General features: G+C 72.5%; 27 protein-coding genes. 17 read left to right on the forward strand and 10 right to left on the reverse strand.

Translation table 11 applies throughout. The annotated features are described in order from the left end of the window. Window positions 1-88 precede the first annotated feature (88 nt). Together FCN18_RS06925 and FCN18_RS06930 are read left to right on the forward strand one after the other, a co-directional pair. Entirely contained in the window at window positions 89-1252 is a 1164-nt protein-coding gene (locus FCN18_RS06925) for a CaiB/BaiF CoA transferase family protein (protein WP_112270304.1), read from the forward strand. After that, window positions 1249-2037 carry a citryl-CoA lyase gene (locus FCN18_RS06930; protein ID WP_113641947.1) on the forward strand — a complete coding sequence of 263 codons (789 nt, stop codon included), beginning with the start codon at window positions 1249-1251 and terminating at the stop codon, window positions 2035-2037. The genes FCN18_RS06925 and FCN18_RS06930 overlap by 4 nt, the downstream gene beginning before the upstream one ends. On the opposite strand, the gene FCN18_RS06935 is transcribed toward FCN18_RS06930, so the two are convergent. The 6 genes from FCN18_RS06935 to FCN18_RS06960 all read right to left on the reverse strand — a co-directional run bounded on the left by FCN18_RS06935 (window position 2019) and on the right by FCN18_RS06960 (window position 5510). Next, on the reverse strand, window positions 2019-2867 hold the full coding sequence (locus FCN18_RS06935) for an alpha/beta fold hydrolase (protein ID WP_137093898.1): 849 nt from the start codon (window positions 2865-2867) through the stop codon (window positions 2019-2021). The genes FCN18_RS06930 and FCN18_RS06935 overlap by 19 nt on opposite strands. A gap of 1 nt (window position 2868) precedes the next feature. Next, window positions 2869-3327: a DUF6653 family protein gene (locus FCN18_RS06940; protein WP_137093900.1), complete on the reverse strand. Its 459-nt coding sequence runs from the start codon at window positions 3325-3327 to the stop codon at window positions 2869-2871. Between the two features lie 70 nt (window positions 3328-3397). Further along, window positions 3398-3667 (reverse strand): Ada metal-binding domain-containing protein, encoded by a 270-nt coding sequence (locus tag FCN18_RS06945; RefSeq protein WP_137093902.1) that lies wholly within the window; start codon window positions 3665-3667, stop codon window positions 3398-3400. 3 nt (window positions 3668-3670) lie between these two features. After that, window positions 3671-4402: a 2OG-Fe(II) oxygenase gene (locus tag FCN18_RS06950; RefSeq protein WP_228713703.1), complete on the reverse strand. Its 732-nt coding sequence runs from the start codon at window positions 4400-4402 to the stop codon at window positions 3671-3673. Then, window positions 4399-5016, reverse strand: coding sequence for a methylated-DNA--[protein]-cysteine S-methyltransferase (locus tag FCN18_RS06955; protein ID WP_137093904.1), 618 nt, complete (start codon window positions 5014-5016; stop codon window positions 4399-4401). The genes FCN18_RS06950 and FCN18_RS06955 overlap by 4 nt, the downstream gene beginning before the upstream one ends. Next, window positions 5013-5510 (reverse strand): RNA polymerase sigma factor, encoded by a 498-nt coding sequence (locus FCN18_RS06960; protein WP_112270317.1) that lies wholly within the window; start codon window positions 5508-5510, stop codon window positions 5013-5015. The genes FCN18_RS06955 and FCN18_RS06960 overlap by 4 nt, the downstream gene beginning before the upstream one ends. A 151-nt stretch (window positions 5511-5661) precedes the next feature. Here FCN18_RS06960 and FCN18_RS06965 point away from each other — a divergent pair, with 151 nt between their 5' ends. The 15 genes from FCN18_RS06965 to FCN18_RS07035 all read left to right on the forward strand — a co-directional run bounded on the left by FCN18_RS06965 (window position 5662) and on the right by FCN18_RS07035 (window position 19086). Then, window positions 5662-6570, forward strand: a complete 909-nt coding sequence (locus FCN18_RS06965; RefSeq protein ID WP_112270319.1) for an SPFH domain-containing protein — start codon at window positions 5662-5664, stop codon at window positions 6568-6570. A gap of 5 nt (window positions 6571-6575) precedes the next feature. Beyond that, window positions 6576-6797 (forward strand): hypothetical protein, encoded by a 222-nt coding sequence (locus FCN18_RS06970; protein WP_112270321.1) that lies wholly within the window; start codon window positions 6576-6578, stop codon window positions 6795-6797. Continuing rightward, on the forward strand, window positions 6787-7434 hold the full coding sequence (locus FCN18_RS06975; RefSeq protein ID WP_228713704.1) for a GOLPH3/VPS74 family protein: 648 nt from the start codon (window positions 6787-6789) through the stop codon (window positions 7432-7434). The genes FCN18_RS06970 and FCN18_RS06975 overlap by 11 nt, the downstream gene beginning before the upstream one ends. A gap of 161 nt (window positions 7435-7595) precedes the next feature. Beyond that, window positions 7596-8588 carry a substrate-binding domain-containing protein gene (locus tag FCN18_RS06980; RefSeq protein WP_112270325.1) on the forward strand — a complete coding sequence of 331 codons (993 nt, stop codon included), beginning with the start codon at window positions 7596-7598 and terminating at the stop codon, window positions 8586-8588. Between the two features lie 50 nt (window positions 8589-8638). Then, window positions 8639-10150 carry a sugar ABC transporter ATP-binding protein gene (locus FCN18_RS06985; RefSeq protein WP_112270327.1) on the forward strand — a complete coding sequence of 504 codons (1512 nt, stop codon included), beginning with the start codon at window positions 8639-8641 and terminating at the stop codon, window positions 10148-10150. 21 nt (window positions 10151-10171) lie between these two features. Beyond that, the gene (locus FCN18_RS06990) at window positions 10172-11176 is read left to right on the forward strand and encodes an ABC transporter permease (protein WP_112270329.1); all 1005 of its coding nucleotides are present in this window, start codon (window positions 10172-10174) and stop codon (window positions 11174-11176) included. Then, window positions 11176-12288 carry a zinc-dependent alcohol dehydrogenase family protein gene (locus FCN18_RS06995; RefSeq protein ID WP_137093906.1) on the forward strand — a complete coding sequence of 371 codons (1113 nt, stop codon included), beginning with the start codon at window positions 11176-11178 and terminating at the stop codon, window positions 12286-12288. The genes FCN18_RS06990 and FCN18_RS06995 overlap by 1 nt, the downstream gene beginning before the upstream one ends. Then, window positions 12285-13211: a DUF4380 domain-containing protein gene (locus FCN18_RS07000; protein ID WP_158303066.1), complete on the forward strand. Its 927-nt coding sequence runs from the start codon at window positions 12285-12287 to the stop codon at window positions 13209-13211. The genes FCN18_RS06995 and FCN18_RS07000 overlap by 4 nt, the downstream gene beginning before the upstream one ends. Then, window positions 13199-13948: an SDR family NAD(P)-dependent oxidoreductase gene (locus tag FCN18_RS07005; RefSeq protein WP_137093910.1), complete on the forward strand. Its 750-nt coding sequence runs from the start codon at window positions 13199-13201 to the stop codon at window positions 13946-13948. The genes FCN18_RS07000 and FCN18_RS07005 overlap by 13 nt, the downstream gene beginning before the upstream one ends. 31 nt (window positions 13949-13979) lie before the next feature. Further along, window positions 13980-14708, forward strand: a complete 729-nt coding sequence (locus tag FCN18_RS07010; protein ID WP_112270337.1) for a FadR/GntR family transcriptional regulator — start codon at window positions 13980-13982, stop codon at window positions 14706-14708. Further along, window positions 14705-15850, forward strand: a complete 1146-nt coding sequence (gene dgoD / locus FCN18_RS07015; RefSeq protein ID WP_137093912.1) for a galactonate dehydratase — start codon at window positions 14705-14707, stop codon at window positions 15848-15850. The genes FCN18_RS07010 and dgoD overlap by 4 nt, the downstream gene beginning before the upstream one ends. A 17-nt stretch (window positions 15851-15867) precedes the next feature. Beyond that, window positions 15868-16488, forward strand: coding sequence for a bifunctional 4-hydroxy-2-oxoglutarate aldolase/2-dehydro-3-deoxy-phosphogluconate aldolase (locus FCN18_RS07020; protein WP_113641955.1), 621 nt, complete (start codon window positions 15868-15870; stop codon window positions 16486-16488). Next, complete coding sequence (locus FCN18_RS07025; protein ID WP_137093914.1) at window positions 16481-17395, forward strand: sugar kinase; 915 nt, start codon at window positions 16481-16483, stop codon at window positions 17393-17395. The genes FCN18_RS07020 and FCN18_RS07025 overlap by 8 nt, the downstream gene beginning before the upstream one ends. Next, window positions 17392-18204 carry an SMP-30/gluconolactonase/LRE family protein gene (locus tag FCN18_RS07030; protein WP_137093916.1) on the forward strand — a complete coding sequence of 271 codons (813 nt, stop codon included), beginning with the start codon at window positions 17392-17394 and terminating at the stop codon, window positions 18202-18204. The genes FCN18_RS07025 and FCN18_RS07030 overlap by 4 nt, the downstream gene beginning before the upstream one ends. An 84-nt stretch (window positions 18205-18288) precedes the next feature. Continuing rightward, entirely contained in the window at window positions 18289-19086 is a 798-nt protein-coding gene (locus FCN18_RS07035; RefSeq protein WP_112270346.1) for a DeoR/GlpR family DNA-binding transcription regulator, read from the forward strand. Between the two features lie 66 nt (window positions 19087-19152). Here FCN18_RS07035 and FCN18_RS07040 read toward each other — a convergent pair whose 3' ends face one another. From FCN18_RS07040 to FCN18_RS07055, 4 genes are read right to left on the reverse strand one after another with little or no spacing between them, the layout of a single operon-like run. Then, on the reverse strand, window positions 19153-20145 hold the full coding sequence (locus tag FCN18_RS07040) for an ABC transporter permease (protein ID WP_113641957.1): 993 nt from the start codon (window positions 20143-20145) through the stop codon (window positions 19153-19155). Next, window positions 20142-21122: an ABC transporter permease gene (locus FCN18_RS07045; RefSeq protein WP_112270350.1), complete on the reverse strand. Its 981-nt coding sequence runs from the start codon at window positions 21120-21122 to the stop codon at window positions 20142-20144. The genes FCN18_RS07040 and FCN18_RS07045 overlap by 4 nt, the downstream gene beginning before the upstream one ends. Continuing rightward, the gene (locus FCN18_RS07050; RefSeq protein ID WP_228713706.1) at window positions 21115-22692 is read right to left on the reverse strand and encodes a sugar ABC transporter ATP-binding protein; all 1578 of its coding nucleotides are present in this window, start codon (window positions 22690-22692) and stop codon (window positions 21115-21117) included. The genes FCN18_RS07045 and FCN18_RS07050 overlap by 8 nt, the downstream gene beginning before the upstream one ends. A gap of 8 nt (window positions 22693-22700) precedes the next feature. Continuing rightward, window positions 22701-23783, reverse strand: coding sequence for an ABC transporter substrate-binding protein (locus tag FCN18_RS07055; RefSeq protein WP_112270352.1), 1083 nt, complete (start codon window positions 23781-23783; stop codon window positions 22701-22703). Window positions 23784-23820: the final 37 nt, after the last annotated feature.

Below are 23820 nucleotides of genomic sequence, written 5' to 3' on the forward strand. Positions count from 1 at the left end.
ATGGTCCGTGGTGCGGACATTCTTGTCCGCGTGGTGCCCGCGGGGCAAGGTTTGACAGGAGTTGAAGTCCTAACGAACACTGGTCCGCATGGCGGACACTTACGTGCCAGGAGCCCTGGACGGGCTGCTGGTCGCCGATTTCTCCCGGATACTCGCCGGGCCCTACGCGACGATGCTGCTGGGTGACCTCGGCGCCGAGGTGATCAAGGTCGAGGCCCCCTCGGGCGACGACACGCGCACGTGGGTGCCGCCGGACCGCGAGGGCGTCTCGACCTACTACCTGGGCATCAACCGCAACAAGCGCTCGATCGCACTGGACCTGGCCGACGACGGCGACCGTGAGCTCGCGCGCAGGCTCGCCGCCCGCGCCGACGTGCTGATCGAGAACTTCAAGCCGGACGGCCTACGCCGATTCGGGCTCGACTACGAGACGGTCAGCCGGGACAACCCCCGCGTCGTCTACGCCTCCATCAGCGGCTTCGGGACCGCGGGCGGCGCGGCGCTGCCCGGCTACGACCTGCTGGTGCAGGCGGCGTCGGGACTGATGAGCCTCACCGGTGACCCGGACGGACCGCCGTACCGCGCCGGGATCTCGGTGTTCGACGTGATGACCGGCATGCACGCGGCCATCGGCATCCTGGCCGCGCTCAACCACCGCCACGCTACGGGCGCAGGACAGCACGTGGAGGTGAACCTGCTGTCCTCGGCGCTGTCCGGGCTCGTGAACCACACGTCGGCGTACGTCGCGGGCGGGGTCGTGCCACACCGCATGGGCAACGCGCACCCGAGCCTGTTCCCGTACGAGCCGCTGCCGTGCGCCGACCGCGAGCTGATCGTGATCGCCGGCAACAACGGCCAGTTCCGCAGGCTCTGCGGGGTGCTCGGGCTGCCGGAGCTGCCCGGGGACGAACGGTTCGCCACCAACGAGTCCCGCACGGCCAACCGGGAGGCGCTGCGGCCGCTGCTCGTGGCGAAGCTGCGTGAACGCGGCGCCGACGAATGGTTCAAGGAGCTCTCCGCCGCGGGTGTCCCGTGTGGACCGATCAACCACGTCGACGGCGGCGTGGCGCTGGCCCGCGAGCTGGGCCTCGACCCCGTCGTCGAGGTCGGCGAGGGCGAGCGCGCGGTTCCGGTGATCCGCAGCCCGATCGGGCTCAGCGCCAGCGCGAGCAGGCACGTGCTGCCCCCACCCGCCCTGGACGAGCACGGCGCCGAGATCCGTGCGTGGCTCACCGATGAGGAGTCCCGATGACCGCCGAACGCGGCTATCCCACGTCGATCGGCACGTCCGACGCCGACACGATCAGCCTGCTCGGCCACGACCTCGCCGGTGACCTGATGGGCAAGACCGGCTTCGGTGAGCTGGCCTTCTGGCTGGCGAGCGGGCGACGGCCGGGTGCGGGCGAGGTGCGGGTGTTCGAGACCGTGCTCGTGGCGCTCGCCGACCACGGGTTCACGCCCACGGCCATCGCCGCCCGGCTGACCCTGTACTCGGCGCCGGAGTCGATCCAGGGCGCGCTCGCGGCCGGCCTGCTCGGCGGCGGCTCGCGGTTCCTCGGCGTCACCGAGGACACCGGCCGGTTCCTGGCCGAGGTACTCGCCTCCGCAGAGCGGCCACCGGCGACGGCGGCGGAGTTCGACGCCCTCGCCCGTACGGCGCTGGCCGAGCGGAAGGCGGAGAAGCGGCTCGTGCCGGGGCTCGGTCACCCGGTGCACAAGCGGCAGGATCCGCGCACGCCGGTGCTCGTGCGCGTCGCGCGCGAGGAGGGCACCCACGGCCCGCATCTCGCCCTGTTCGAGGCGATCGGCAGGGCGGCTCCGGACGTGCTCGGCAAACCGCTGCCGCTCAACGGCGCCGGGGTCTGCGGCGCGGCGCTGGCGGATCTGGGCTTTCCGGTCGAGCTGCTGCGTGGTGTCGCGCTGCTCGCCCGCACCGCCGGCCTGCTCGGGCACCTGGCTGAGGAGCTGCGCCGCCCCGTCGCGGGCGACGTCTACCTCACGGTCGACCGCAACGCCCGCTACGTTCCCGATTCCTGAGCGCCGGTGACGAGTTCGGCGAGGTGCTCCGGGTTTTCCTCGACGACGAGGTGGCCGGCCGAGGGGAGGACCTGGAGCTCCACGCCCAGCGTCCTGCGCACGGCGGGAGCGAGCTTCCGGCTGGGCAGGAACACGTCGGACTCGCCCACCACCACGGCGCGCGGCACCTCGCGACCGGCGACCGCGGCCTCTCCCGGGTCGGCGGTGGAGCGGACGTGGCGGGCCACGAGTGTCATCCACTCCACGAGCTCAGGACGTGGCGCATGCGCGGGCCCGTGCATCAGCCGGAGCAGGCGCGCGCTGGCGGTGGGCGTGCGCCGGAGCACCCAGTTCGTGGAAGCCGCGAGGATGGCGGGGGTGATCCGCAGCCGGGTGAGCCCGCCTGGCGACACCAGCACCTGGTTCCGGACCAGCGGTGAGTCGGCGGCGAGCGCGATCGCGGCGCCGAGCGAGTGGCCCAGGACGGTCACCGGGCCGCGTGCGGTCTTTTCGATCAGCGCGGTCAGCCAGCGTCCGTACCAGTCCAGCCTGCCGGCGCGTGGAATCCGCTCGCCGCTGCTGAGGCCGGGCTGGCCGGGCAGGTCGGCCACGACCACGCGGCAGTGTGCGGCCAGCGCGGTGGCCAGTGGGAGGTAGGCGGCCGCGCCGAAGTTGGTGCCCGGCACGAGCAGCACGGTGTACTCACCCCGGCCGGCGGCGACCACGTGCGTGGGGGTTCCGTGCGCGACGGTCGTCTCGCGTTCGTGGGCGACCGCCCACCGGTCGAACCGCTCGTGGCACCACGCGGCGACGGCCTCCCGGCCTGCCGGTGTCCGGTAGATCGAGGTCACGTCAGGCCCGCTGTCCGGGCTGGGAGGTGCGCCGCTGCCGGTCCAGGTAGCGGGCCATCAGTTCCCAGTACACGAGCAGCAGAGCCAGCTGTGCCGCCGTGGCCGTGGCCGCGGGTGCGAGCCGACGCCCGCGGGCGGCGACCACCGCGACGGTCCCGGCGATCGCGGCCCCGGCGTTGACCCCCAGCGCCACGTCCCGTGGGCGGTCGACGAGCCACAGCTCCTCACCGAGGATCGCGCGAGTCGCCCAGGCGCGCTCGTCGGCCGGTGGCGGGAAGACCACCGGGTTGAGCGCCATCCAGGAGCCCACGAGCGCCGCGTGCCGCCAGTTCCGCGTCCATACGGGCACGAGCACCAACGGGGCAGTCGCCCAGCGCGTCCAGGCGCTCCACGGATTGGCGTGCCGGGCGAACACGGCACGGCGAAGCCTTGCCAGTGTGGTCGAGGGGGTGGTGTCCATGGCTGTGCTCCATCCCGGGGCCGGTCGCTCACTCACGCCGACCAGACTTCCCGGCACACCGGAGATCACCTTACTCCCGTGTGGCGTCAGCGGAGTCGCGCCACGTCCGGTAGCCCTGTGGCAGGCACACCGCGCACGGCCGGTAGCCCGCGCTGATGGCGGTGACCTCGTCGGCGAAGAACACCCGCTGCGCCGCGTAGCCGCCACCGCCGATCGCGCGCAGCGCGGAGGGGCAGTTGAGGCGGCCGTAGATCCGGCTCGCCCGGTGGCCGCCGAGCCGACCCGGCGCCTCGCTCTCGTACGGCACCCCGTCGGTGCCGATCAGCGTGTAGGTGGGCATGGTTCAGGTCGCGTCGTGGAAGACGAGGCCAAGGGTGTGCCTGCGGCCCGAGCGGACCGCGGACACCCCGTGCCGCACCGGGGAGGCGGACCAGCCGCGGGCCGAGCGCACCGGGCGGTCCCTGGTGGTGAAGACCAGGCCGTGCCCCTGGGGGATCAACGTCGCCGTGCCGCGCGACTGCGCCCGGGGGCGCTGCTCGACGAGCAGGAACTCGCCGCCCGTGTGGTCGGTGCCCGGGTCGTTGAGGTTCACCACGACTTGCAGCGGGAACACCTTGTCGCCGTAGAGGTCGCGGTGCAGCGCGTTCCAGCCGCCCTGCTCGTAGCGCAGGAGGATCGGCGTCGGCCGGGTCTGCCCCGCCGCGTGGCACATCCCGAGCCACGCGGCGAGCGAGTCCGGCCACTCGGCGTCCCTGCCGAGCCGCGCGGCCCATGCCCTCGCGATGGGCAGCAGCCGTGGGTAGAGCTCCTCGCGCAGCCTGCGCACCGGATCGGGGAACGGCTCGGCGAAGTAGCGGTAGTCGCCGTGGTCGCCGAAGCGATGCCTGCGCAGGTTCACGGTCGCGCGGAACCGCTCCGGCTCGTCCCACAGCGCCACGATCCCGGCGCATTCGGCGGGCGTGAGCAGCCGGGGCAGCAGCGCGCAGCCGTACTCGTCGACCTCCTCGGCCACCGCGGCCCAGTCGGCGGCGGCGACGCGCTTCGCGAAACGGTCCACAGTGGATCGGGTGTTCATGCCGCGGCCTCCAGGTTCAGCAGGGTCAGTTTGGCCTGCTCGCCGCCGACGTAACCGCCGGACGAACCGTCCGAACGCACCACGCGGTGGCAGGGCACCACCACGGGCAGGGGGTTGGTGGCGCACGCGGTGCCCACTGCCCTGACCGCCCTTGGGCTGCCCGCGGCGGCGGCGATCTGCGCGTAGCTGGCGGTGTGGCCGTAGCCGATGTCGGGAAGGTGGGTGAGCACGGCGCGGCGGAACCCCTTGGCCAGGCGGAAGTCCAGCGGTACGTCGAACGTCCGGCGGGTGCGGCTGAAGTACTCCTCCAACTGGCGCGCCACGGGATCGAGCCGGGGGGCCGCGCGCAGGACGCGGGGGCTGACGACGTCGGCCAGCTTCGCCAGCACGGCGTCGTGGTCCTCGCGGTCGTAGGCGACACGCAACAGGCCGGCGTCGGTCGCGGCGAGTAGCAGGGTGCCGACGGGGGAGTCGATGGTGCGGTAGGCGATGTCGAGCAGGCCGTCACGCTCCGCTGCGGCGGCGAGCCGCTCACGCAGGCGGCCGAGTGCCGCGTCGTCGGTACGGGCGAGCGCGCCGAAGAAGTCCAGGGCGCTGTCGTGTCCGGTGGTCATGGTCTCGCTCCTTCCACACTCGAGGTGGGGCGGTAGGTGGCGCGCAGGGTCCGGATGCCGTCGGCCGCGGCCCTGCGCGCGGCGTCGGTGGTGCCGCCGGTGATCTCGGCGATGTCGCGGTAGGGCAGGCCCGCCAGGTAGTGATAGGCGACGGCCATCCGCTGCCGGTCGGGTAGCCGGGCCAGCGCGGCCCACAGGTCGCCGTCCCAGTCCTGCGGCAGGCCGAAGGCGCTCGGCCGGTCCGGTACCTCGCCGACCGGCACGGCCCGCCGCGACCGGGCGCGGGTGACGTCGAGGGCTTTGCGGTGGGCGATCGTGACGAGCCAGGCCTCGACGTTGGCGCCCTCGGGCAGGTCGGGATAGGCGCGCAGGGCGGCGAGGAACGTCTCCGACCACGCGTCCTCGGCTTCGGCCGGACCGAGCACCGCCCGGCACACCCGCAGCACCACCGGCCCGTACTCGTCGACGATCCGCTCGAAAGGTCTCACTCTCACCTCCCGTAGACGCCGCGGCGGGCCGGAACGTGAGATCCGGCGTGCAGGCCCTCATTGTGGCCCTCCCGCGCAGGTGAGAAATGTGATATCACTATGATAGTGCGGGACGGGGCGCCCGGACGGGGGTCCACAGGGGAAAGGGGTAGCTGCGATGACGATCACCGAGACGGCCGTGGAGATGCCGGCGCCGAGGACGCGGGAGCGGCAGGCGCGGGCGTTGCCCGGCTTCGCGATGCTGGGGGTGGGCACGCTGCTCGTGCTGGGCGGCGGCGCGCTCGTCGTCGTGGGCGCCGTGCAGGGGATCGTGCTGCTGGTGGTGCTCGGGGCGGTGCTGGCCGTGGCGGGCGCGGTGCTGCTCGGCGGGCTCACGCCGGTCGCGCCCGGCGAGGCGAGGGTGGTGCAGCTGCTCGGCCGCTACACCGGCACCGTGCGGGTGGACGGGCTGCAGTGGGTCAACCCCATCACCGTGCGGCGTCGCGTGTCGACGAGGATCCGCAACCACGAGACCGATGTCGCCAAGGTCAACGACGCCGACGGCAACCCGATCGAGATCGCCGCGGTGGTGGTGTGGCAGGTCAAGGACACCGCGCAGGCATTGTTCGAAGTGGACGACTTCGTCGAGTTCGTCGCGATCCAGACCGAGACCGCCGTGCGGCACATCGCCAACGCCTACCCGTACGACATCCACGACGGGCAGGGCTTTTCGCTGCGCGACAACGCCGAGGAGATCACGGAGAAGCTGTCGGAGGAGATCGGCGCACGCGTGGCGTCGGCGGGTGTGCAGGTGATCGAGTCGCGCATCACGCACCTGGCATACGCGCCGGAGATCGCGCAGGCCATGCTGCGCCGCCAGCAGGCGGGCGCGGTCGTGGCGGCGCGGCAGCGGATCGTGGAGGGCGCCGTCGGAATGGTGGAGATGGCGCTGGAGAAGCTCGCGGCGCACGAGGTGGTCGAGCTGGACGAGGAACGCAAGGCGGCCATGGTGAGCAACCTGCTCGTCGTGCTCGTGGGCGACCGGGACGCCCAGCCGGTCGTCAACTCCGGGACGCTCTACCAGTAGCCACCGTGGCGGAACGCAAGAAGCTCCTGCTGCGGCTCGATCCCGTGGTACACGACGCGCTCGCGCGCTGGGCGGGCGACGAGTTGCGGAGCACGAACGCGCAGATCGAGTTCCTCCTGCGCAAGGCGCTCGCGGACGCCGGAAGGCTGCCAAGCGGGGTCGGCAAGATCAGGTCGCCGGGGCGGCCGCGAAAGTCCACAACGGAGGGAGACGGTGATGATGACTGAGGTGCGGTCGACCCTGCCTGCCAAGGCGTTGCTGCTCGCGTTCGACCGGCGAAAGCAGCGGCTCACCGGCACGGGACAGCTGGGTCACCTCATGCGGGCGGCAGCGCTCGCGGAGCTGATGTTGCGGGGGCACTTGAGCGATGATGGCGGCAAGGCGCATCCGGTGAGCGCCCCGCCGGGTCCCGAGGACTCGGTGCTGCGGTATGTGTGGGACCAGATCGAGCAGGACCCGCCGCGCACGTGGCGGCGCTGGGTCGCCAAGGACCGCGCGCGGACGGTGGAGCTCGCCCGCGAGGAACTGGTGCGGGCTCACGTGCTGAAGGCGGAGCCGCACCGCGTCCTCGGCCTGTTCCCCACCGTGCGACTGACCCTGCGCCAGCCGTTGGTCGCGAAGCGCCTGAGCGAGCAGGTGGGCAGGGCGGTGCGCGGCAGCCAGCCCGCGTCGCGTGTGAGCCCGGAGATCGGCGTGCTCGCCGCGCTCGCCTCGGCGGGGCAGCTGAGGCTCGTGCTCTCCGGAAAGGACCGCAAGCGGCACAAAGCCAGACTCGGTCAGCTCGGCGCGCCGGTGGAGCCGGTGGTGACGGCGCTGCACAAGGCCGTCTCGGCGCAGAACGCCGCCGCTGCCTCCAGCGGCTGAGGACCCGGCGCCGAACTCGGCGCGCTCCTCGGGGCCGAGCAGCTCACGCCGCCACGAGATTAATTATTAATTAATGTTGACTTCGCGGTCCTTCGCGAGCAAGACTGTCGGCACGGCCCCCGCTCTGGGACGGCCGAACCGCGAGGATCGAGGAGAACCAGATGGGCGCAACGGCGCGTCGTGGCCGGGCCGGCCTGGCGCTGGTGGCGGTCGTGCTGCTCGGCATGGTGGCCGCCTGCGGCGGCAAGGTCGGCGAGAACGGCCGGTTCGGCGTCGTCTACATGGACGCGCAGGGCTTCTACGCCGGGGTTCGTGTCGGCATGCAGCAGGAGGCGGAGGCGCTCGGCCGCTCGCCGCAGCTGCTCCAACTGAACGCGCAGGGCGACGCCTCCAAGGAGAGCACCTTCATCGACCAGGTCAGCGCCGCGAAGGTCGACGCGCTGATCCTCTCGCCGGCCTCGGCGACGGCCTCGGTGCCCGCCATCGAGCTCGCGCACGAGAGCGGTATCCCGGTGATCTGTTACAACACGTGCATCGCCGAGGAGAGCGCCCGGCAGTACGTTTCCGCGTACGTGCTCGGCGACCCGGTGCGCTTCGGCAGCCTGCTGGGGGAGCGGGCGGCCGAGTACTTCCTCTCGGTCGGCAACCGCCAGCCGAAGATCGCCGTGGTCAACTGCGAGTTCGTGGAGGTCTGCATCGAGCGGCGGCACGGCTTCGAGCAGGCCCTGCACGCCAAGCTGCCCGGCGCGAAGATCGTCGCCAACCAGGAGGGCGCGACGATCGACGAGGCCGTGGACGTCGCCGAGCGCATCCTCACCGCCAACCCTGACCTGGACGCCTTCTACGGCGAGGCGGGCGGCGCGACCATGGGCGCCGTCCGCGCCGTGCAGGCCCGCGGCAAGGTCGGCCAGACCGTCGTGTTCGGCAGTGACATGTCCACCGAGGCCGCACAGGCGCTCGCCGCCGAGGACGTGCTCAAGGGCGTCGTCGACATCTCCGGCATCGCCGTCGGGAAGCTCGCGGCCCGCTCGGCCGACCAGGTCCGAACGGGCGAGCTCGCCGACTACACCGTGGTCCCCGCTCCGATCGACCTCTACGCCACCCCCGAGGACGGCTCCGCCTGGCTGCGTGCGCACCCGGACGGTGTGCCGTGACCGACCCCGCGCAGGTGGAGGACCGGAACCGAACCAGTGAAGGAGATGCAGTGGCTGCCGATGTCGCCAGCGGCTCGACCGTGATCGTGGTCGACGGCGTCACCAAGCACTACCCGGGCGTGCGAGCGCTCACCGACGCCCACCTTTCCATCCGCGCCGGGGAGATCCGCGCGCTGCTCGGCCGCAACGGCGCCGGGAAGTCCACGCTCATCCGCGTTCTGTCCGGAGTGGAGCGTCCCGACACCGGAACGGTCGCCGTGGCGGGGGAGAACCTCGGTGACGGCGGGGTGCGCCGCGCCGCCGACCTGGGCATCAACACGGTGCACCAGGAGCTGAGCCTGGTGTCCGAACTCAGCGTCGCCGAGAACCTCTACCTCGGCCGCTGGCCGCGCAAGGGCGGCGCCGTCGACTACGCCGCGATGCGATCGGGCGCCGCCGAGGTCTTCGCCCGGCTCGGCCTCGACATCGATCCCGCCGCGCCCGTCGGCTCGCTGTCACTCGCGAGCAGGCAGCTGGTGGAGATCTGCCGCGCCGTGCGGGAACAGCCGCGGCTGCTCATCCTCGACGAGCCCACGAGCGCCCTGGCGGCCGCCGAGGTGGACGTGGTGCTGGAGACCGTCACCCGCATCGCCTCCGCCGGGGTGGCCGTGCTCTACGTCAGCCACCGGCTCGAGGAGATCCGCCGCATCGCCCACAGCGCCACCGTCATGCGCGACGGGCGGATCGTCGACACGGTCGACGTCGGCGACGCCGACACCGCCACCATCGTCTCGCTCATGCTCGGCGACACCGCGAAGGCCGCCGAGCGCCCGCCCGAGCGCGACGTCGACCGCGACGGCACGCCTCTGCTGTCGGTGCGCGGCCTGGCAGTGCCGCCGAAGGTGCTCGACGTGTCGTTCGACCTCTACGCCGGCGAGGTGCTCGGCATCGGCGGGCTCATGGGCTCCGGGCGCACCGAGGTGCTGCGCGCGCTCGCCGGGTTCGATCCCGCGCGAAGCGGCACGATCAGCGTCGAGGGCACCACGATCGCCCACCCCACCGCCGCGGTGATGAAACGTCTCGGCGTCGGGATGACCCCTGAGGACCGCAAGGACGAGGGCGTCGTCCCCCTGCTCGGCGTGGACGAGAACCTCGTGCTGTCCAAGTTCGCCGCCGTCAGCTCCGGGCCCACCGTGCGGCCCGGCCTGGTGCGCAGGGCCGCCGAGCGGCTCATCGGACGGCTGTCGATCGCCACCGCGTCGGCGCGCACCCCCATCGTGAACCTCAGCGGCGGCAACCAGCAGAAGGCCGTGATCGGCCGCTGGCTCCACGCCGGCAGCCGCATCCTGCTGCTCGACGAGCCGACGCGGGGCGTCGACGTCCACGCCAAGGCCGAGATCTACCGCCTCGTGCGGGAACTCGCCGAGGCCGGCGCCGCGATCGTGTTCGTCTCCGGCGAGCTGGAGGAGCTGCCCCTCGTGTGCGACCGGGTGCTGACCCTGCGGGACGGACGGGTCGCCGCGGAGCTGACCGGGCGCGAGCTGACCACCGATTCCGTGCTCTCCGCCGCGATGGCGGCCTGACCCCCGACACAAGGAACGACCATGACAGCTACCCAGACCACGCCGCAGCAGCGCCGCGGCCGCGTGGGCGGGCCCTTCGCGGGCCGTTCGCTCAACGAGATCGGCCTGATCGCCGCGATCGTCGTGCTCTACATCGTCCTCGGCAGCACGGCGGCGGGCTTTCTGAGCCTCGACAACCAGCTCGGCATGCTGCGCGACGCCGCCACCGTCGGCATCGCCGCATGGGGCGTCACCCTCGTGATCATCGCGGGCGAGATCGACATCAGCATCGGCCCGGCCGTCGCGTTCTCCTCGGTGCTCGTCGCCAAGGGCGCCGCCGAATGGGGCCTCGGCATCCCACTGGCCGTCCTGCTCACCCTCGCCGCGGGCGCCGCGTGGGGCGGGCTCGCCGGCTGGCTGCGAGCCCGCTTCGACGTGCCGTCGTTCATCGCCACGCTCGGCATCTGGAGCGCGCTCGGCGGCCTCGGCCTCTACCTCACCGACGCGCTTCCCGTGGTGCTGCCCGAGAGCGGCCTCATGGACGTCCTCGGCGGCTCGATCCTTGGCATCCCCACGCCCGCGATCGTCATGGTGGTGCTGTTCTTCGTCTTCGCCTACGTCGCCCGCTACACCGGCTACGGCCGCTCCGTCTACGCGGTCGGCGGCAACGCCCCGGCCGCGCGCATGGCCGGCATCAACCTCTCCCGGGTGCGGGTGCTGCTGTTCGCCACCACCGGCCTGCTCTCGGCCATCACCGGTGTGCTGCTCGCCGCGCGGCTCGGCTCCGGCAACGGCGGGGCGGCGTCCGGCCTCGAGTTCGACGTGATCGCCGCCGTGGTGATCGGCGGCACCGCGCTCGCGGGCGGGCGCGGCACGATGCTGGGCACGCTGCTCGGCGTCGGCTTCATCACCGTGATCGGCAACGGGCTCGTGCTGCTCGGGGTGAACTCGTTCCTGCAGAACGTGGTGCGCGGTGTGATCATCGTGGCCGCCGTGCTCGTGAACGTGATCATCACCAAGCGGGCCCGCGCGACGAGGGAGACCTGATGAGCATGACGAGCGAGGGGACGCCGGTGACCGCCGACGTGATGACCGGCGTGTACCTGCCCGGCGACTCCACCGCGGTCCTGCGTGAGCTGGCCGTGCCGGAGCCGGGGCCGGGACAGGTGCTGATCGAGGTCGGCGCGTCGGGCATCTGCGGCTCCGACATCGGCTACATCTACCACGAGCACAAGGGACACCGCGGCGTGGACGGCCCCGCCTACCGCGGCGTGGTGGCCGGGCACGAGCCAGCTGGCCGGATCGTCGCCACCGGCCCCGGCTGCCGCCGCTTCGGCTCGGGCGACCGCGTGATCGTCTACCACATCGCCGGGTGCGGGCTCTGTGACAACTGCCGCCGCGGCTACTTCATCAGCTGCGGCTCACCCGAGCGCGAGTCCTACGGCTGGCAGCGCGACGGCGGGCACGCGCACTACCTGCTCGCCGAGGAGTCCACCTGCGTGCCGCTGCCCGATGAGCTGTCCTATGTGGATGGCGCGCTGATCGCGTGCGGCTTCGGCACCGCCTACGAGGGCCTGCGCCGCATCGGCGTCAACGGCGACGGCGATCTGCTCGTCGTGGGGCTCGGCCCCGTGGGATTGGCCGCGGGCATGATCGGCAAGGGCATGGGAGCCCGGCGCGTCGTCGGCGTCGAGGTGTCCCCGCAGCGCCGGGAGTGGGCCGGCGGGCTCGGGGTGTTCGACGCGACGCTCGCCCCCGAGCCGGACGCCGAGGCCACCGCCCGGCTCGTCGCCGACGCGCTCGGCGCGGCGGGCGCGCTGACCGCCATCGACTGCTCCGGCTCGCGCGCCGGCCGGTCCACGGCCATCGCCGGCGCCGTCGAATGGGGCCGCGTGTCGCTCGTCGGCGAGGGCGGCACCCTGGAGACCGAGGTGTCGGATGCCCTGCTGCACAAGCAGCTGACGCTCCACGCGTCGTGGGTGACCTCGCTGCCCGCGATGGCCGAGCTGGCCGTGAACCTCGCCCGCTGGGGCCTGCGTCCGGAGCACGTCGTCAGCGACCGGTTCCCGCTCGCGCAGGCCGACGAGGCATACCGGCTCGCCGCCGGGGCCAGCAAGGGCAAGGTCGTGTTGCTCCCCTCGGAGGGACCGGGCCGGTGATCGAGTGGCAGGACGGCACCCCCGGCGTGGTGTGGGTCTCCAACGGAGCGCTGCGCCTCGGCATCGTGCCCGCGCTCGGCGGCCGGCTGCTGTCACTGTCCGGTGAGGACGGACGGGAACTGTTGTGGAGAAACGCCGAGCTGCTCACCGACGGGCTGCGCTTCCGGGACGGGCACGTGCACCGGCCGGTGTCGGGCGGCCTCGGCGACTGGGTCAACTACGGTGGCGACAAGACCTGGCCGGCGCCGCAGGGCTGGGACCGCGCCGACCAGTGGGCCGGCCCGCCCGACCCGGTGCTCGACTCCGGCCCCTACACCGTCACCACCGAGGAGAACGACGGCACCGCGGTAGCGACGCTCACCAGCGGCGACGAGCCGAGAACCGGTCTGCGCCTGCGGCGCCGCTTCGAGCTGCGCCACGGCGAGAACACCTACCGGCTCACCCTCTCGGCCCGCAACACCTCCGAGCGAGACGTGCGCTGGGCACTGTGGAACGTCACGCAGCTCGCCGCCGACGGCGAGGGCGGCACATACGTCGGCGGCCCCGAGCGCGTGACACGGTTGCTCGCCGGCACCGGCTACCCGGAGTGGGAGCGGCGCGGCGACGCGACGTTCGTGCCGCACCAGGACGTGGTGGGCAAGCTCGGCTTCCCCGCCGCGACCGGCTGGCTTGCCCACACCGCCGACGGCACCACCCTCACGCAGAGGTTCACCGTCGACGAGGCCGCCGAGTACCCAGACCAGGGCTCCCGCGTGGAGGTGTGGCTGGAACACCCGCTGCCCGAGCCGCTCGCGGAGCTGGGCGACCTGGACCCGCCCGCCCGCATCGTCGAGTGCGAGGTGCTGGGCCCGCTCACCACGCTGCGCTCGGGCGAGGAGACGACGCTGACGATCGACGTGGAGGTGCGCACATGCCCGACCTGAGCGGCAAGGTCGCCGTGATAACCGGTGGCGCGCAGGGGATCGGCGCCGCCACCGCGGAACGGCTCGCCGCCGACGGCGCCGCCGTCGCGGTGCTGGACCTCACCGACCCCGAGGCCACCATCGCGCGGATCACCGAGTCGGGCGGCACCGCGATCGGCGTTCCCGGCGACGTCACCTCCGGGTCGGCGTGGGCACACGCCCTCGACCGGTGCCACGCGGAACTCGGCCAGGTGGACGTCCTGGTGAGCAATGCCTACACCGTCGACGTGTCCCCCGCGCACGAGACGAGCGTCGCGTCGTGGGAACGGCAGCTGTCGGTGAACCTCACGGGCACGTTCCTGGGCTTCACCGCGTGCCTTCCCGACCTGTCCCGCAACCGCGGCGGGTCCGTGGTGCTCACGTCGTCGGTGCACGCGCTCGCGGGCCTGCCCGGACGGCCGGCCTACGCCGCGAGCAAGGCGGGCCTCACCGGGCTCGCCCGCCAGCTCGCCGTGGAGTACGGCACGGTGCTGCGGGTCAACTCGGTGCTGCCGGGGCCGGTGCTCACGGCGGCGTGGGACGGCATCGGTGAGGCCGACCGGCGCCTGTCCGCCGAGCAGACCGCCGTGAAAAGGTTGGGGAAACCGGCCGAGGTCGCGGCCGCCATCGCCTTTCTGGCCAGTGACGACGCCTCGTTCATCACCGGCGCCGCGCTGACCGTGGACGGCGGCTGGAGCGTGTACAAGACCTCGTCGTGACGGGGGTAGAGCAGATGGGGAGGAGCGCCACATGAGCGGCTACAGCGGCCGAGGGGTGCACGGGCAGGTGGTCGCCGCGCTCGGCGCGCGCATCGTGTCGGGCGAGCTCGGCAGGGGAGACGTGATCGACCTCGCCGCGCTCGGCCGCGACCTGGACGTGAGCATGACCGCGCTGCGGGAGGCGATGAAGGTACTCGCCGCCAAGGGACTCGTGGAGGCGAGGCAGAAGCGCGGCACCTACGTGCGCGACCGCGAGCACTGGAACCTGCTCGACAGCGACGTGATCCGCTGGCGCAGCGAGGCCGGCGACACCGCCGCCGTGCTGCGTGACCTGGCCGAGGTGCGTGCCGTGGTGGAACCGGCCGTCGCGTCGATGGCGGCGCTGCGGCGCGACGAGCACGACCTCGCCGAGCTGGACGCCGCGATCGAGGAGATGCGGAGCGCGGTGGGCGCCGCGGCGGAGGTGGCGGCCGACCTGCGGTGGCACCGCGCGATGCTGCGCGCGACCCACAACGAGATGCTCGCCAGGATGGACGTGTTCATCGAACCCGCGCTGCGCCTGCGTGACGCGCTGGTGCACGAGAGCAGCGCCGACGACCCCGTGCCGAGTCACGCCGTCGTGGTTGAAGCGGTGCGCGGGCAGGACCCCGCCGCCGCGGCGGCGGCGATGACCTCGTTGCTGGAAAAGGCAGCCCAGGACGCCGCGGGCGTTCTCGGCGACAGCGGCGACGCCGAAGAGAAAGAGACAGTCAGCGAGTGAAGATCACCTCCGTAGAGACGTTCCTGGTGCCGCCGAGGTGGCTGTTCTGCCGCGTGGCGACCGACGAGGGCATCGTCGGGTGGGGCGAGCCCGTGGTGGAGGGCAGGGCCGAGACCGTCCGCGCCGCCGTCGACGAGCTGGCCGACCTCCTCGTTGGACAGGACCCCCGGCGCGTCGAAGACCTGTGGCAGCTGATGACCAAGGCCGCCTTCTACCGGGGCGGGCCGGTCCTTTCCAGCGCGGTCGCCGGGCTGGACCAGGCGCTGTGGGACATCCTCGGCAAGGTGCTCAGCGTGCCGGTGCACCAGCTGCTCGGCGGCGCCGTGCGCGACCAGGTGCGCGTCTACGGCTGGATCGGCGGCGACGAGCCCTCGGCGGTCGCCGAGGCCGCGGCCCGGCAGGTCGAGACCGGGCTGACCGCCGTGAAGATGAACGCCTCCGGCCGCGTCGGCCGCATGCCCAACCGGAACGAGGTCGACGGTGTGGTGGCGCGGCTGGCGGCCGTGCGCGAGGTCCTCGGCGACTCCCGCGACGTGGCCGTGGACTTCCACGGCCGCTTCGGCGTCGCCGCCGCGCGCAGGGTGATCCCCGAGCTCGCGCCGCTGCACCCGTTGTTCGTGGAGGAGCCGGTGCTGCCGGAGTACACGCACCGGCTCGGTGACGTCGTGGCCGCCTCCAACGTGCCCATCGCGTGCGGCGAGCGGCTGTACTCGCGCACCGACTTCCTGCCGACGCTGCAGGCCGGGATCGCCGTCGCGCAGCCGGACCTCTCGCACGCGGGCGGCATCTCGGAGGTGCGCCGGATCGCGTCGCTCGCCGAGACCTTCGACGCGCTCCTCGCACCCCACTGTCCACTCGGGCCGATCGCGCTCGCCGCGAGCCTGCAGGTGGCGTTCGCGACGCCGAACTTCCTGATCCAGGAACAGAGCATCGGCATCCACTACAACACCGACGCCGAGCTGCTCGACTACGTGCTCGACCGTGCGCCGTTCGGCTTCCCCGAGGGCGTCATCCGCCGCTGGGAGGCGCCCGGCCTCGGCGTGGACATCGACGAGGACGCCGTCCGCGCCGCCGACGCGCGCGGGCACCGGTGGAGGCCGCCGGTGTGGCGGCACGACGACGGATCGTTCGCCGAATGGTGACGCGAGAGGAGAGACCCATGGACTTCAGCGAACTCCTGGCCCGCCACCGGCTGATGGCGATCGTCCGCGGCAGCGACCCGGCGGCGTGCGAGCGCACGGCCGAGGTGCTGGTGGAGTCCGGCGTCCGGCTGCTGGAGGTGTCGCTCACCTCCGCCGACGCCGTCGGCGTGCTCACCAGGATCTGCTCGAAACTCGGCGGAGGAGCCCACATCGGGGCGGGTACGGTGCTCACCGCCGAGGACGCCACGAAGACCCGGGACGCGGGCGCGACCTTCGCCGTGACCCCAGCGCTCGGCGAGGGCGTCGACGCGGCGCTGGAGCTGGGAATGCCGGTGCTGGCAGGTGCGATGACACCCACCGAGGTGCTCGCCGCGCACCGGGCCGGTGCCGCGGCGGTGAAGCTGTTCCCCGCGGGCAGCCTCGGCCCCGGCTACGTCAAGGCGCTCGGCGACCCGTTCCCCGGGCTCGGCCTGGTGCCCGTGGGCGGGGTCGGCCTCGCCGACGTGCGCGAGTACCTGAACGCGGGCGCGCTCGCGGTCGGCGTCGGCAGTCCGCTCGGCGGTGACGCCCCGCACGGCGGTGACCTCGACGCGCTGCGCGAGCGCGCCGCCCGGTTCGTGGCGGCCGCTCGTGGCTGAGGTGGTGACCCTCGGCGAGACGATGATGTCGCTGCGGGCCGAGGGAATGGTGCGGCTCGGCACGTCGTTCCGCTCGTCGATCGCCGGTGCGGAATCCAACGTCGCGATCGGGCTGTCCCGGCTCGGGCACCCGGTGCGCTGGCTCGGCCGAGTGGGGGCCGACGAACCGGGGGCGCTGGTGCTGCGGACGCTGCGCGCCGAGGGCGTCGACGTGTCCACAGTGGAACGAGACGACGAGGCGCCGACCGGACTGGTCCTGTTCGAGCAGCGGCTGCCGGACGTCACACGGGTGCAGTACCACCGCGCCGGGTCGGCGGGTTCGCGGCTCAGCGCGGCGGACGTCGCGCTCGGCGGTGACGTTCGCCTGGTGCACCTCACCGGCATCACCCCCGCGCTCGGCGACGGGCCCCGCGACGCCGTCGAGCGGGCTGTCGCGCGCGCCCGCGAGCTGGCAGCGACCGTGTCGTTCGACGTCAACCACCGCGCCCGCCTGTGGTCCGCGGCGGATGCGGCACCGGCGCTCACCCCGATCGCGCGGCGGGCCGACGTGGTGATCGGGTCGGCCGACGAACTGGAGCTCGTGGGCGGCGTGCACGCACTGCTGGCGGCAGGTGTGCGCGAGGTGGTGACCAAACTGGGCGCCGACGGTGCCGCGGTGACCACGGCCGCCGGCGAGCAGCGCGCGCCGGGCCACCGCGTGCCGGTGGTCGACTCGGTCGGCGCGGGCGACGCCTTCACCGCCGGATACCTGTCCGCGCTGCTCGATGGCCTCGACGTGCCCGGGCGGCTGACCAGGGGCAACCGGACGGGCGCGTTCGCGGTCGCCACGGCCGGTGACTGGGAGGGCCTGCCCACGCGGGCGGAGCTGGATCTCGTGGCACTCGGGGAAGGAGCGGCGCTGCGATGAGCGGAAACTGGACGGCGTGGCCGGGGGAACGCTTCGGCCTCGGCGAGGGGCTGCGCCAGGTCGGCGACCGGATGCTCATGGTCGACATCCTCACCGGACGGCTGCTGGAGCTGCCAGCCGACGGCGAACCCCGCGTGCTGCTCCGGCTGGACGTGCCGCTCGGCGCCGTGGCACCACGGCAAGGCGGAGGCTGGATCGCCGCGGCGGGAACCGGAATCGCCGTGCTCGGCGACACCGGCGTCGAGCAGTGGCTCTCCCGGCCCGAAGACGGTGCGGCCACGCCGATGCGGATGAACGACGGCGTGACCGATCCGCGCGGCCGCTTCTGGGCCGGGTCCATGGCCTACGACAACACGCCCGGCGCCGGGTCGCTGTACCGCGCCGATCCGGATGGGACGGTCACCCGCGTGCTCGGCGGCCTCACCGTGCCCAACGGCCCGGCGTTCGACGCCGACGGCACCACGATGTACCTCGCCGACAGCGCACGCGGGGTCATCCACCGGTTCGCCGTCGATCCCGGCACCGGCGCGCTGGGCGAGCGAAGCGAGTTCGCCACCGTCGCACAGGGCAGCCCGGACGGCATGACGGTGGATGCCGAGGGTTTCGTGTGGTCGGCGATCTGGGGCGCGGGCCGGGTTCACCGGTACTCGCCAGGGGGCTCGCTCGACCGGGTCGTCGACGTGCCCGCGCGGCAGCCGACGAGCGTGTGCGTGGTGGGGGAGCGGCTCGTCGTGACATCGGCGACGGTCGGCCTCGACGAGCCCGGAGAGTTCGACGGCGCCGTGCTGTCGATCCCGCTCGACGGCTGATCGATCCAACAACTCCGGACACTCGATGCCGGGGCGGGACTGTGGGATCCTGTCGGGTGAACCGAGCGGAGGGACCACACCGTCATGCTGGCGAGCCAACGGCGAACGCGGATCCTCGAGGAAGTCCGGCGTAGCGGTGCCGTGCGAGTCAGCGCGCTGGTAGCCAACCTCGGCGTCTCCGACATGACCATCCGTCGCGATCTCGAGGTCCTCGCGCAGGAAGGGCAGCTGCGCAAGGTGCACGGTGGCGCGGTGCTGCCCGGTGGGCGCAGCACCGAGGAGCCCGGCTTCGCGGCGAAGTCGAACCGGCAGAACGCCGAGAAGGAGGCGATCGCCACCGCGGCGCTGCGGCTCGTCGAACCCGGGATGGCGCTCGGACTCTCGGGCGGCACGACGACGTGGACGTTCGCGCGGCTGCTGCGCGACGTCCCCGACATCACCGTGGTGACCAACTCGGTGCAGGTGGCGGACCTGTTCTCCGGCCAGCCGAGGCCCGATCAGACCGTGGTGCTCACCGGAGGCATCCGCACACCCTCGGAGGCGCTCGTCGGACCGTTCGCGGTGGCGGCGATCCGCTCGGTGAACCTCGACCTGATGTTCCTCGGCGTGCACGGGATGGACCTGCGCAGCGGCTTCACCACGCCGAACCTGGTCGAGGCGGAGACCGACCGCGCGTTCGTCGAGGCGTCCCGGCGGTTCGTGGTGCTCGCCGACCACACGAAGTTCGGCGTGCTGGGCATCAGCACCATCGCCGGCATCGAGGCGGCCGACGTCCTCGTCACCGACTCGGGGCTGCCCGAAGAGGACCGCGCGGCCCTGCGCGAGCGCGTCGGCGAGCTGATCGTGGTGGACGCCGAGAGCACCAACGGCTCACCGGTGTAGCCGACCGCAGTGAAGGCCACCTTCACTGCGCTCAACGCAGGGAAGGTGGCCTTCACTGCCGCTGGCCTAACGGCGTTGCACGGTCGCCAGCCAGCGTTGGATGGTCACCACCACGAGCAGGATCGTTCCGCTGATCACCGCCTGCCAGTTGGAGTTCAGGGAGCCGACCTGGTTGATCACGTTCTTGATCACCTGCAGCAGCAGGACGCCGACGAGCGTGCCGAGGACGGTGCCCGCGCCGCCGGTCAGCAGCGTGCCGCCGAGCACCACCGCCGAGATCACCTCCAGCTCCATGCCCACACCGAGCACGGTCACACCCGACGACGTGTACGACGCCATCAGCAGCCCGCCCAGCCCGGCCAGCAGGCCCGACACCGTGTAGGCGATCACCTTCGTGCGCGCCACCGGCAGGCCCATGAGCTCGGCGGCGTCCTCCTGCCCACCCACCGCGAGCACCGTCGCCCCGTAGGACGTGCGGTGCAGCACGAGCCCGCCGAGGGCGAAGGCCACGAGCACGAACCACACCGGGTAACCGATGCCGAGCAGCTCGCCCTGGGCCAGCTCCCGGAACGCCGAGTCCGGCGGCACCTTGTACGTCGTGGCGCCCTCGTCGCTGATGAGCAGCAGCAGCCCCCGCGCGAACAGCAGGCCCGCGAGGGTGACGATGAACGCCGGCAACCCGCCCCGCGCGATCACCAGCCCCTGCACCAGGCCGATCAGCCCGCACACGCCCAGCGGCAGCAGGATCGCCGCCCACGTGCCATGCCCCGCGCCCCACGCCGCCAGCACGCCGCCGAGCGCGAACACCGACCCCACCGAGAGATCGATGCCGCCGGACATGATCACGAACGTCATCCCCAGCGCCACCACGGCGAGGAACGACGCCTGCAGGGCGATGTTCGACAGGTTGCCCGTCGTGCCGAAGGTGTCGAAGGAGAACGTCGCGGCGAGCACCACCGCCGCCAGGATCACCAGCGCGCCCTGGCGCTGCGCGAGCCGCGCCAGCCGGGCCCTCGGGCTCGCCGGAGCCGACTCCTCCCTGGAGACCGTCGTGGTCATCGTCGTGCCCTCCTGCGGCCCAGCTGCACGTAGACCGCGGCGACCACGATCACCGCCTGCGCGATCTGCGCCGTCGAATCGGGAATGTCGTGGAAGATGAGGGTCGCCGTGATCAGCTGCATCAGCAGCGCGCCCGCGATAGTGCCCGCGATGCGCACCTGCCCGCCCGACAGCGGCGTCCCGCCGATCACCACCGCCGTGATCGCCGACAGCTCCACCAGCAGTCCCACCTTGGTCGGGTCGCTGGCCTGCGACCGCGCGGCCAGCAGCACTCCCGCCAGCGCCGCCAGCAGTCCACACAGGACGTAAGTCGTGACGAGGACCCGGCGCACCGGCAGTCCGGCCAGCTCCGCCGCGCGCTTGTTGCCGCCGATGGCCACGAGCTGTCTGCCGTAGGTCGAGCGGCGCACGAGGAACCACACCAGCGCCGCCACGGCAGCCGCGATCAGCACCACGTAGGGGATGCCGAGCACGCTCCCCGAGCCCAGCGCCACGACTCCCGGATCGCGGATGCTCTTGATCTCGCCCCCGAAGAGGTTCGCCAGTCCACGGCCGGCGACCATGATCCCGAGCGTCGCGATGATCGGCTGCACCCCGATCCTGCCGACGAGGATCCCCGCGACCGCACCGCTGATCGCCCCGGCGAGCACCGCGATCCCGACCGCGACCCCCGTGCCGTAGCCGATGTAGAGCGGGATCAGCGACGCCGCGATCGCCATCACCGCGCCGACGGACAGGTCGATGCCCTCGGTGCCGATCACCAGCGCCATGCCGAGCGCGACGATCAGCACCGGCGTCACCTGGATCAGCTGCAGTCGCAGGGTGTTCTCGCTGACGAAGTTGTCGGTGACGGCCACGTTGATCAGCACCAGCAAAGCCAGCGCCACGTACACGCCGTTGCGGCGGATCCAGTCGGCGTCGGTCCGGAGTCCCCGCCGCGTGCGCGGTTCCGGTGGGGCGATCGTGCCGTCACTCATCGCCGTCCTCCGCTCGCCGCCTGCCGCCCGCGAGCGCCGCGAGCAGCGCCGAGGTGGTCTTGTGCTCCCCGGTCAGCTCACGGGCGACCGCGCCGTCGTGCAGCACGAGGATCCGGTCGGCGCCCTCCACCAGCTCGTCCAGCTCGCTGGAGATGAGCACGACGGCGAGCCCGTGCCCGGCCAGCTCGTCGATGAGCGCCTGAACCTCGGCTTTGGCGCCCACGTCGATGCCGCGCGTGGGCTCGTCGAGCAGGAACACCTTCGGCTCGGTGCACAGCCACCGCGCCATCAGCACTTTCTGCTGGTTGCCGCCGGAGAGCTCGCGCACCTTCTGCGCCGGGCTCGCGGCCTTGATGCGCAGCCGCCGCATGAACGTCTCCACGAGCGCGTCGATCCGCCGCTCCGGCACCAGCCCCGCGCGGGAGAACCGGGGCAGCACGGCCAGCGCTATGTTGTCCCGCACCGACAGCTCGGGCACGATGCCCTCGGCCTTGCGGTCCTCCGACAGCAGCGCGATCCCGGCGCGCAGGGCGTGGCGCACCGAGTTGGGCCGCACCCGCCTGCCGCCGACCTCGACCGTGCCGCCGCGGACCGGCAGGGCGCCGTACACGGCCTTGACGGTCTCGCTGCGGCCGGAGCCGAGCAGCCCGCCGAGGCCGACCACCTCACCGGGCCGGACGCGCAACCCGATGCCGTGCAGCCGGTTGCGCACGTCGATCCCGCTGACGGTGAGCACGGGCTCGACCGCCTGCCGGTGGGTGTCGCCGAACTCGGTGGCGCCCTCGATGGCCACCTCCGCGACATCTCGGCCGAGCATCGCCGCCACCAGGCTCACCCTGTCCAGCCCGGCCATCGGTCCCGTGTGGACGTGCTGCCCGTCGCGCAGCACGGTGACCCGGTCGCACAGCTCCCACAGCTCGTCCAGCCGATGTGACACGAACACCAGCCCCACCCCGCGGGAGCGCAGGTTGCGCGCCACCTCGAAGAGGGTCGCCACCTCCCGCGCCTCCAGCGACGATGTCGGCTCGTCCATGATCACGACCCTGGACTCCACCGACATCGCCCTGGCCAGCGCCACCATCTGCTGCACGCCCAGTCCGAGCCTGCCGAGCTCCGCGGTCACGTCCACGTCCACGCCGAGCGAGCCCACCAGCTCCGCGGCCGCCCGGTTCATCGCGGCGGTGTCGACCAGGCCCCACCGGGTGCGCGGCTCGCGGCCCAGGAAGACGTTGCGTGCCACCGAGAGCAGCGGCACGAGGTTGATCTCCTGGTAGACCGTCGAGATCCCGGCTCGTTGCGCGTCCGCGGGCCGGTCGAAGGCGACCTCGCCGCCCGCGAAGCGGATCGTGCCCGCGTCCGGGCGGTGAACGCCCGTCAGCAGCTTGATGAGTGTGGATTTCCCCGCGCCGTTCTCGCCAACGAGCGCGTGGATCTCGCCCGCCTGCAGGGCGAAGTCCACGGCCCGCAGCGCGTGCACGGGACCGAAGGACTTCGACAGCCCCTCGGTCTCGAGCACGGGCACGGTGCCGGTGGCCGGCGGCGGTGCGGTGCCGGCAGGACTCACCGTCACGTCAACCCCTAGAAGGCGTTGCCGAGGTTGGCCTCGGCGTTGTCCCGGTTGTACTCGTCGTCGGAGATGATCACGTCCTCCGGGATCGCCTCGCCGGCGTAGAACTTCCGCGCCGTCTCGAACGCCAGCGGCCCGAACCTGGGGTTGGACTCGATCACGGCGTTGATCTGGCCGTCGACGATGGCCTGCACGGCGTTGCGGGTGCCGTCGATGGAGACGATCTTGACGTCCTCACCGGGCCGCTTGCCCGCCGCCTGCACCGCCGTCACCGCGCCAAGTGCCATCTCGTCGTTGTGCGCGTAGATCGCGGTGATGTCCGGATTGGACTGCAGCAGTTGCTCGGCCACGGCCTGGCCCTCGTCGCGGGCGAAGTTGGCGGTCTGCTCGGCGACGATCTCCAGCCCAGGGTATTGCGCCCGCACCCGCTCCTTGAACCCGGCGTTGCGGTCGTCGGTGACGTTGTTGCCGGACGAGCCGAGCAGGATCGCGACCTTCGCGGTGCCACCCGTGGCGTCGTTGAGGGCGTCGGCGGCGCGCCTGCCCTGGTCCTCGAAGTCGGAGCCGAGGAAGGCGACGTAGTCCTCGCAGTGGGTGTTGGTCACCTTCCGGTCGATCGTCAGCACCGGCACGCCAGCCCGCTTCGCGGCGGTCAGCGCGGGGTCGAGCCCATCGGAGTTGACGGGCGCGACGATGAGGAAGTCCGCGCCCTGGTTCAGCAGGTTCTGGATGTCGGCGATCTGTTTGGGCAGCTCGTTGTTGGCGTTGGTGACGAGCAGGTCCCTCACCCCGGCCTCCGTGGCGGCCTCGCGGATCGACTTGGTCTCGGCCGCGCGGAACGCCGCGGTGTCCGGTTCGGACTGCGAGAAGCCGACCACCGCGTTCCTCAGGTCCAGCTTCTCCGCGCCGTAGTCCTGCAGCGTGCAGCCGTCGCCGGAGCTCTCCTTGACGACCTGGCCGTCGCCTCCGCCCGCGGGGGAGGGTGCCGCGCCCGACTGGTCGTCACCCGGGTTGGTGCACGCGGACAGCACGGCGCCGAGCGCCGCGGCGGAAGCGAGCACGCGCCACGAACGAGGAATGGTCGTGCGTGCCATGACGAACTCCTTTGTTCAGCCGATCAGAAACAGCACG

This window comes from Prauserella endophytica, from assembly GCF_005146945.1.
GTDB lineage: Bacteria > Actinomycetota > Actinomycetes > Mycobacteriales > Pseudonocardiaceae > Prauserella_A > Prauserella_A endophytica.

Bases quoted from the DNA above. Each gene is read 5' to 3' on its own strand.
- FCN18_RS06925 (WP_112270304.1), top strand. From the start codon at position 89: ATGGCGGACACTTACGTGCCAGGAGCCCTGGACGGGCTGCTGGTCGCC.
- FCN18_RS06930 (WP_113641947.1), top strand. From the start codon at position 1,249: ATGACCGCCGAACGCGGCTATCCCACGTCGATCGGCACGTCCGACGCC.
- FCN18_RS06940 (WP_137093900.1), bottom strand. From the start codon at position 3,327: ATGGACACCACCCCCTCGACCACACTGGCAAGGCTTCGCCGTGCCGTG.
- FCN18_RS06945 (WP_137093902.1), bottom strand. From the start codon at position 3,667: ATGCCCACCTACACGCTGATCGGCACCGACGGGGTGCCGTACGAGAGC.
- FCN18_RS06950 (WP_228713703.1), bottom strand. From the start codon at position 4,402: ATGAACACCCGATCCACTGTGGACCGTTTCGCGAAGCGCGTCGCCGCC.
- FCN18_RS06955 (WP_137093904.1), bottom strand. From the start codon at position 5,016: ATGACCACCGGACACGACAGCGCCCTGGACTTCTTCGGCGCGCTCGCC.
- FCN18_RS06965 (WP_112270319.1), top strand. From the start codon at position 5,662: ATGACGATCACCGAGACGGCCGTGGAGATGCCGGCGCCGAGGACGCGG.
- FCN18_RS06975 (WP_228713704.1), top strand. From the start codon at position 6,787: ATGATGACTGAGGTGCGGTCGACCCTGCCTGCCAAGGCGTTGCTGCTC.
- FCN18_RS06980 (WP_112270325.1), top strand. From the start codon at position 7,596: ATGGGCGCAACGGCGCGTCGTGGCCGGGCCGGCCTGGCGCTGGTGGCG.
- FCN18_RS06990 (WP_112270329.1), top strand. From the start codon at position 10,172: ATGACAGCTACCCAGACCACGCCGCAGCAGCGCCGCGGCCGCGTGGGC.
- FCN18_RS06995 (WP_137093906.1), top strand. From the start codon at position 11,176: ATGAGCATGACGAGCGAGGGGACGCCGGTGACCGCCGACGTGATGACC.
- FCN18_RS07005 (WP_137093910.1), top strand. From the start codon at position 13,199: ATGCCCGACCTGAGCGGCAAGGTCGCCGTGATAACCGGTGGCGCGCAG.
- FCN18_RS07010 (WP_112270337.1), top strand. From the start codon at position 13,980: ATGAGCGGCTACAGCGGCCGAGGGGTGCACGGGCAGGTGGTCGCCGCG.
- FCN18_RS07020 (WP_113641955.1), top strand. From the start codon at position 15,868: ATGGACTTCAGCGAACTCCTGGCCCGCCACCGGCTGATGGCGATCGTC.
- FCN18_RS07030 (WP_137093916.1), top strand. From the start codon at position 17,392: ATGAGCGGAAACTGGACGGCGTGGCCGGGGGAACGCTTCGGCCTCGGC.
- FCN18_RS07035 (WP_112270346.1), top strand. From the start codon at position 18,289: ATGCTGGCGAGCCAACGGCGAACGCGGATCCTCGAGGAAGTCCGGCGT.
- FCN18_RS07040 (WP_113641957.1), bottom strand. From the start codon at position 20,145: ATGACCACGACGGTCTCCAGGGAGGAGTCGGCTCCGGCGAGCCCGAGG.
- FCN18_RS07045 (WP_112270350.1), bottom strand. From the start codon at position 21,122: ATGAGTGACGGCACGATCGCCCCACCGGAACCGCGCACGCGGCGGGGA.
- FCN18_RS07055 (WP_112270352.1), bottom strand. From the start codon at position 23,783: ATGGCACGCACGACCATTCCTCGTTCGTGGCGCGTGCTCGCTTCCGCC.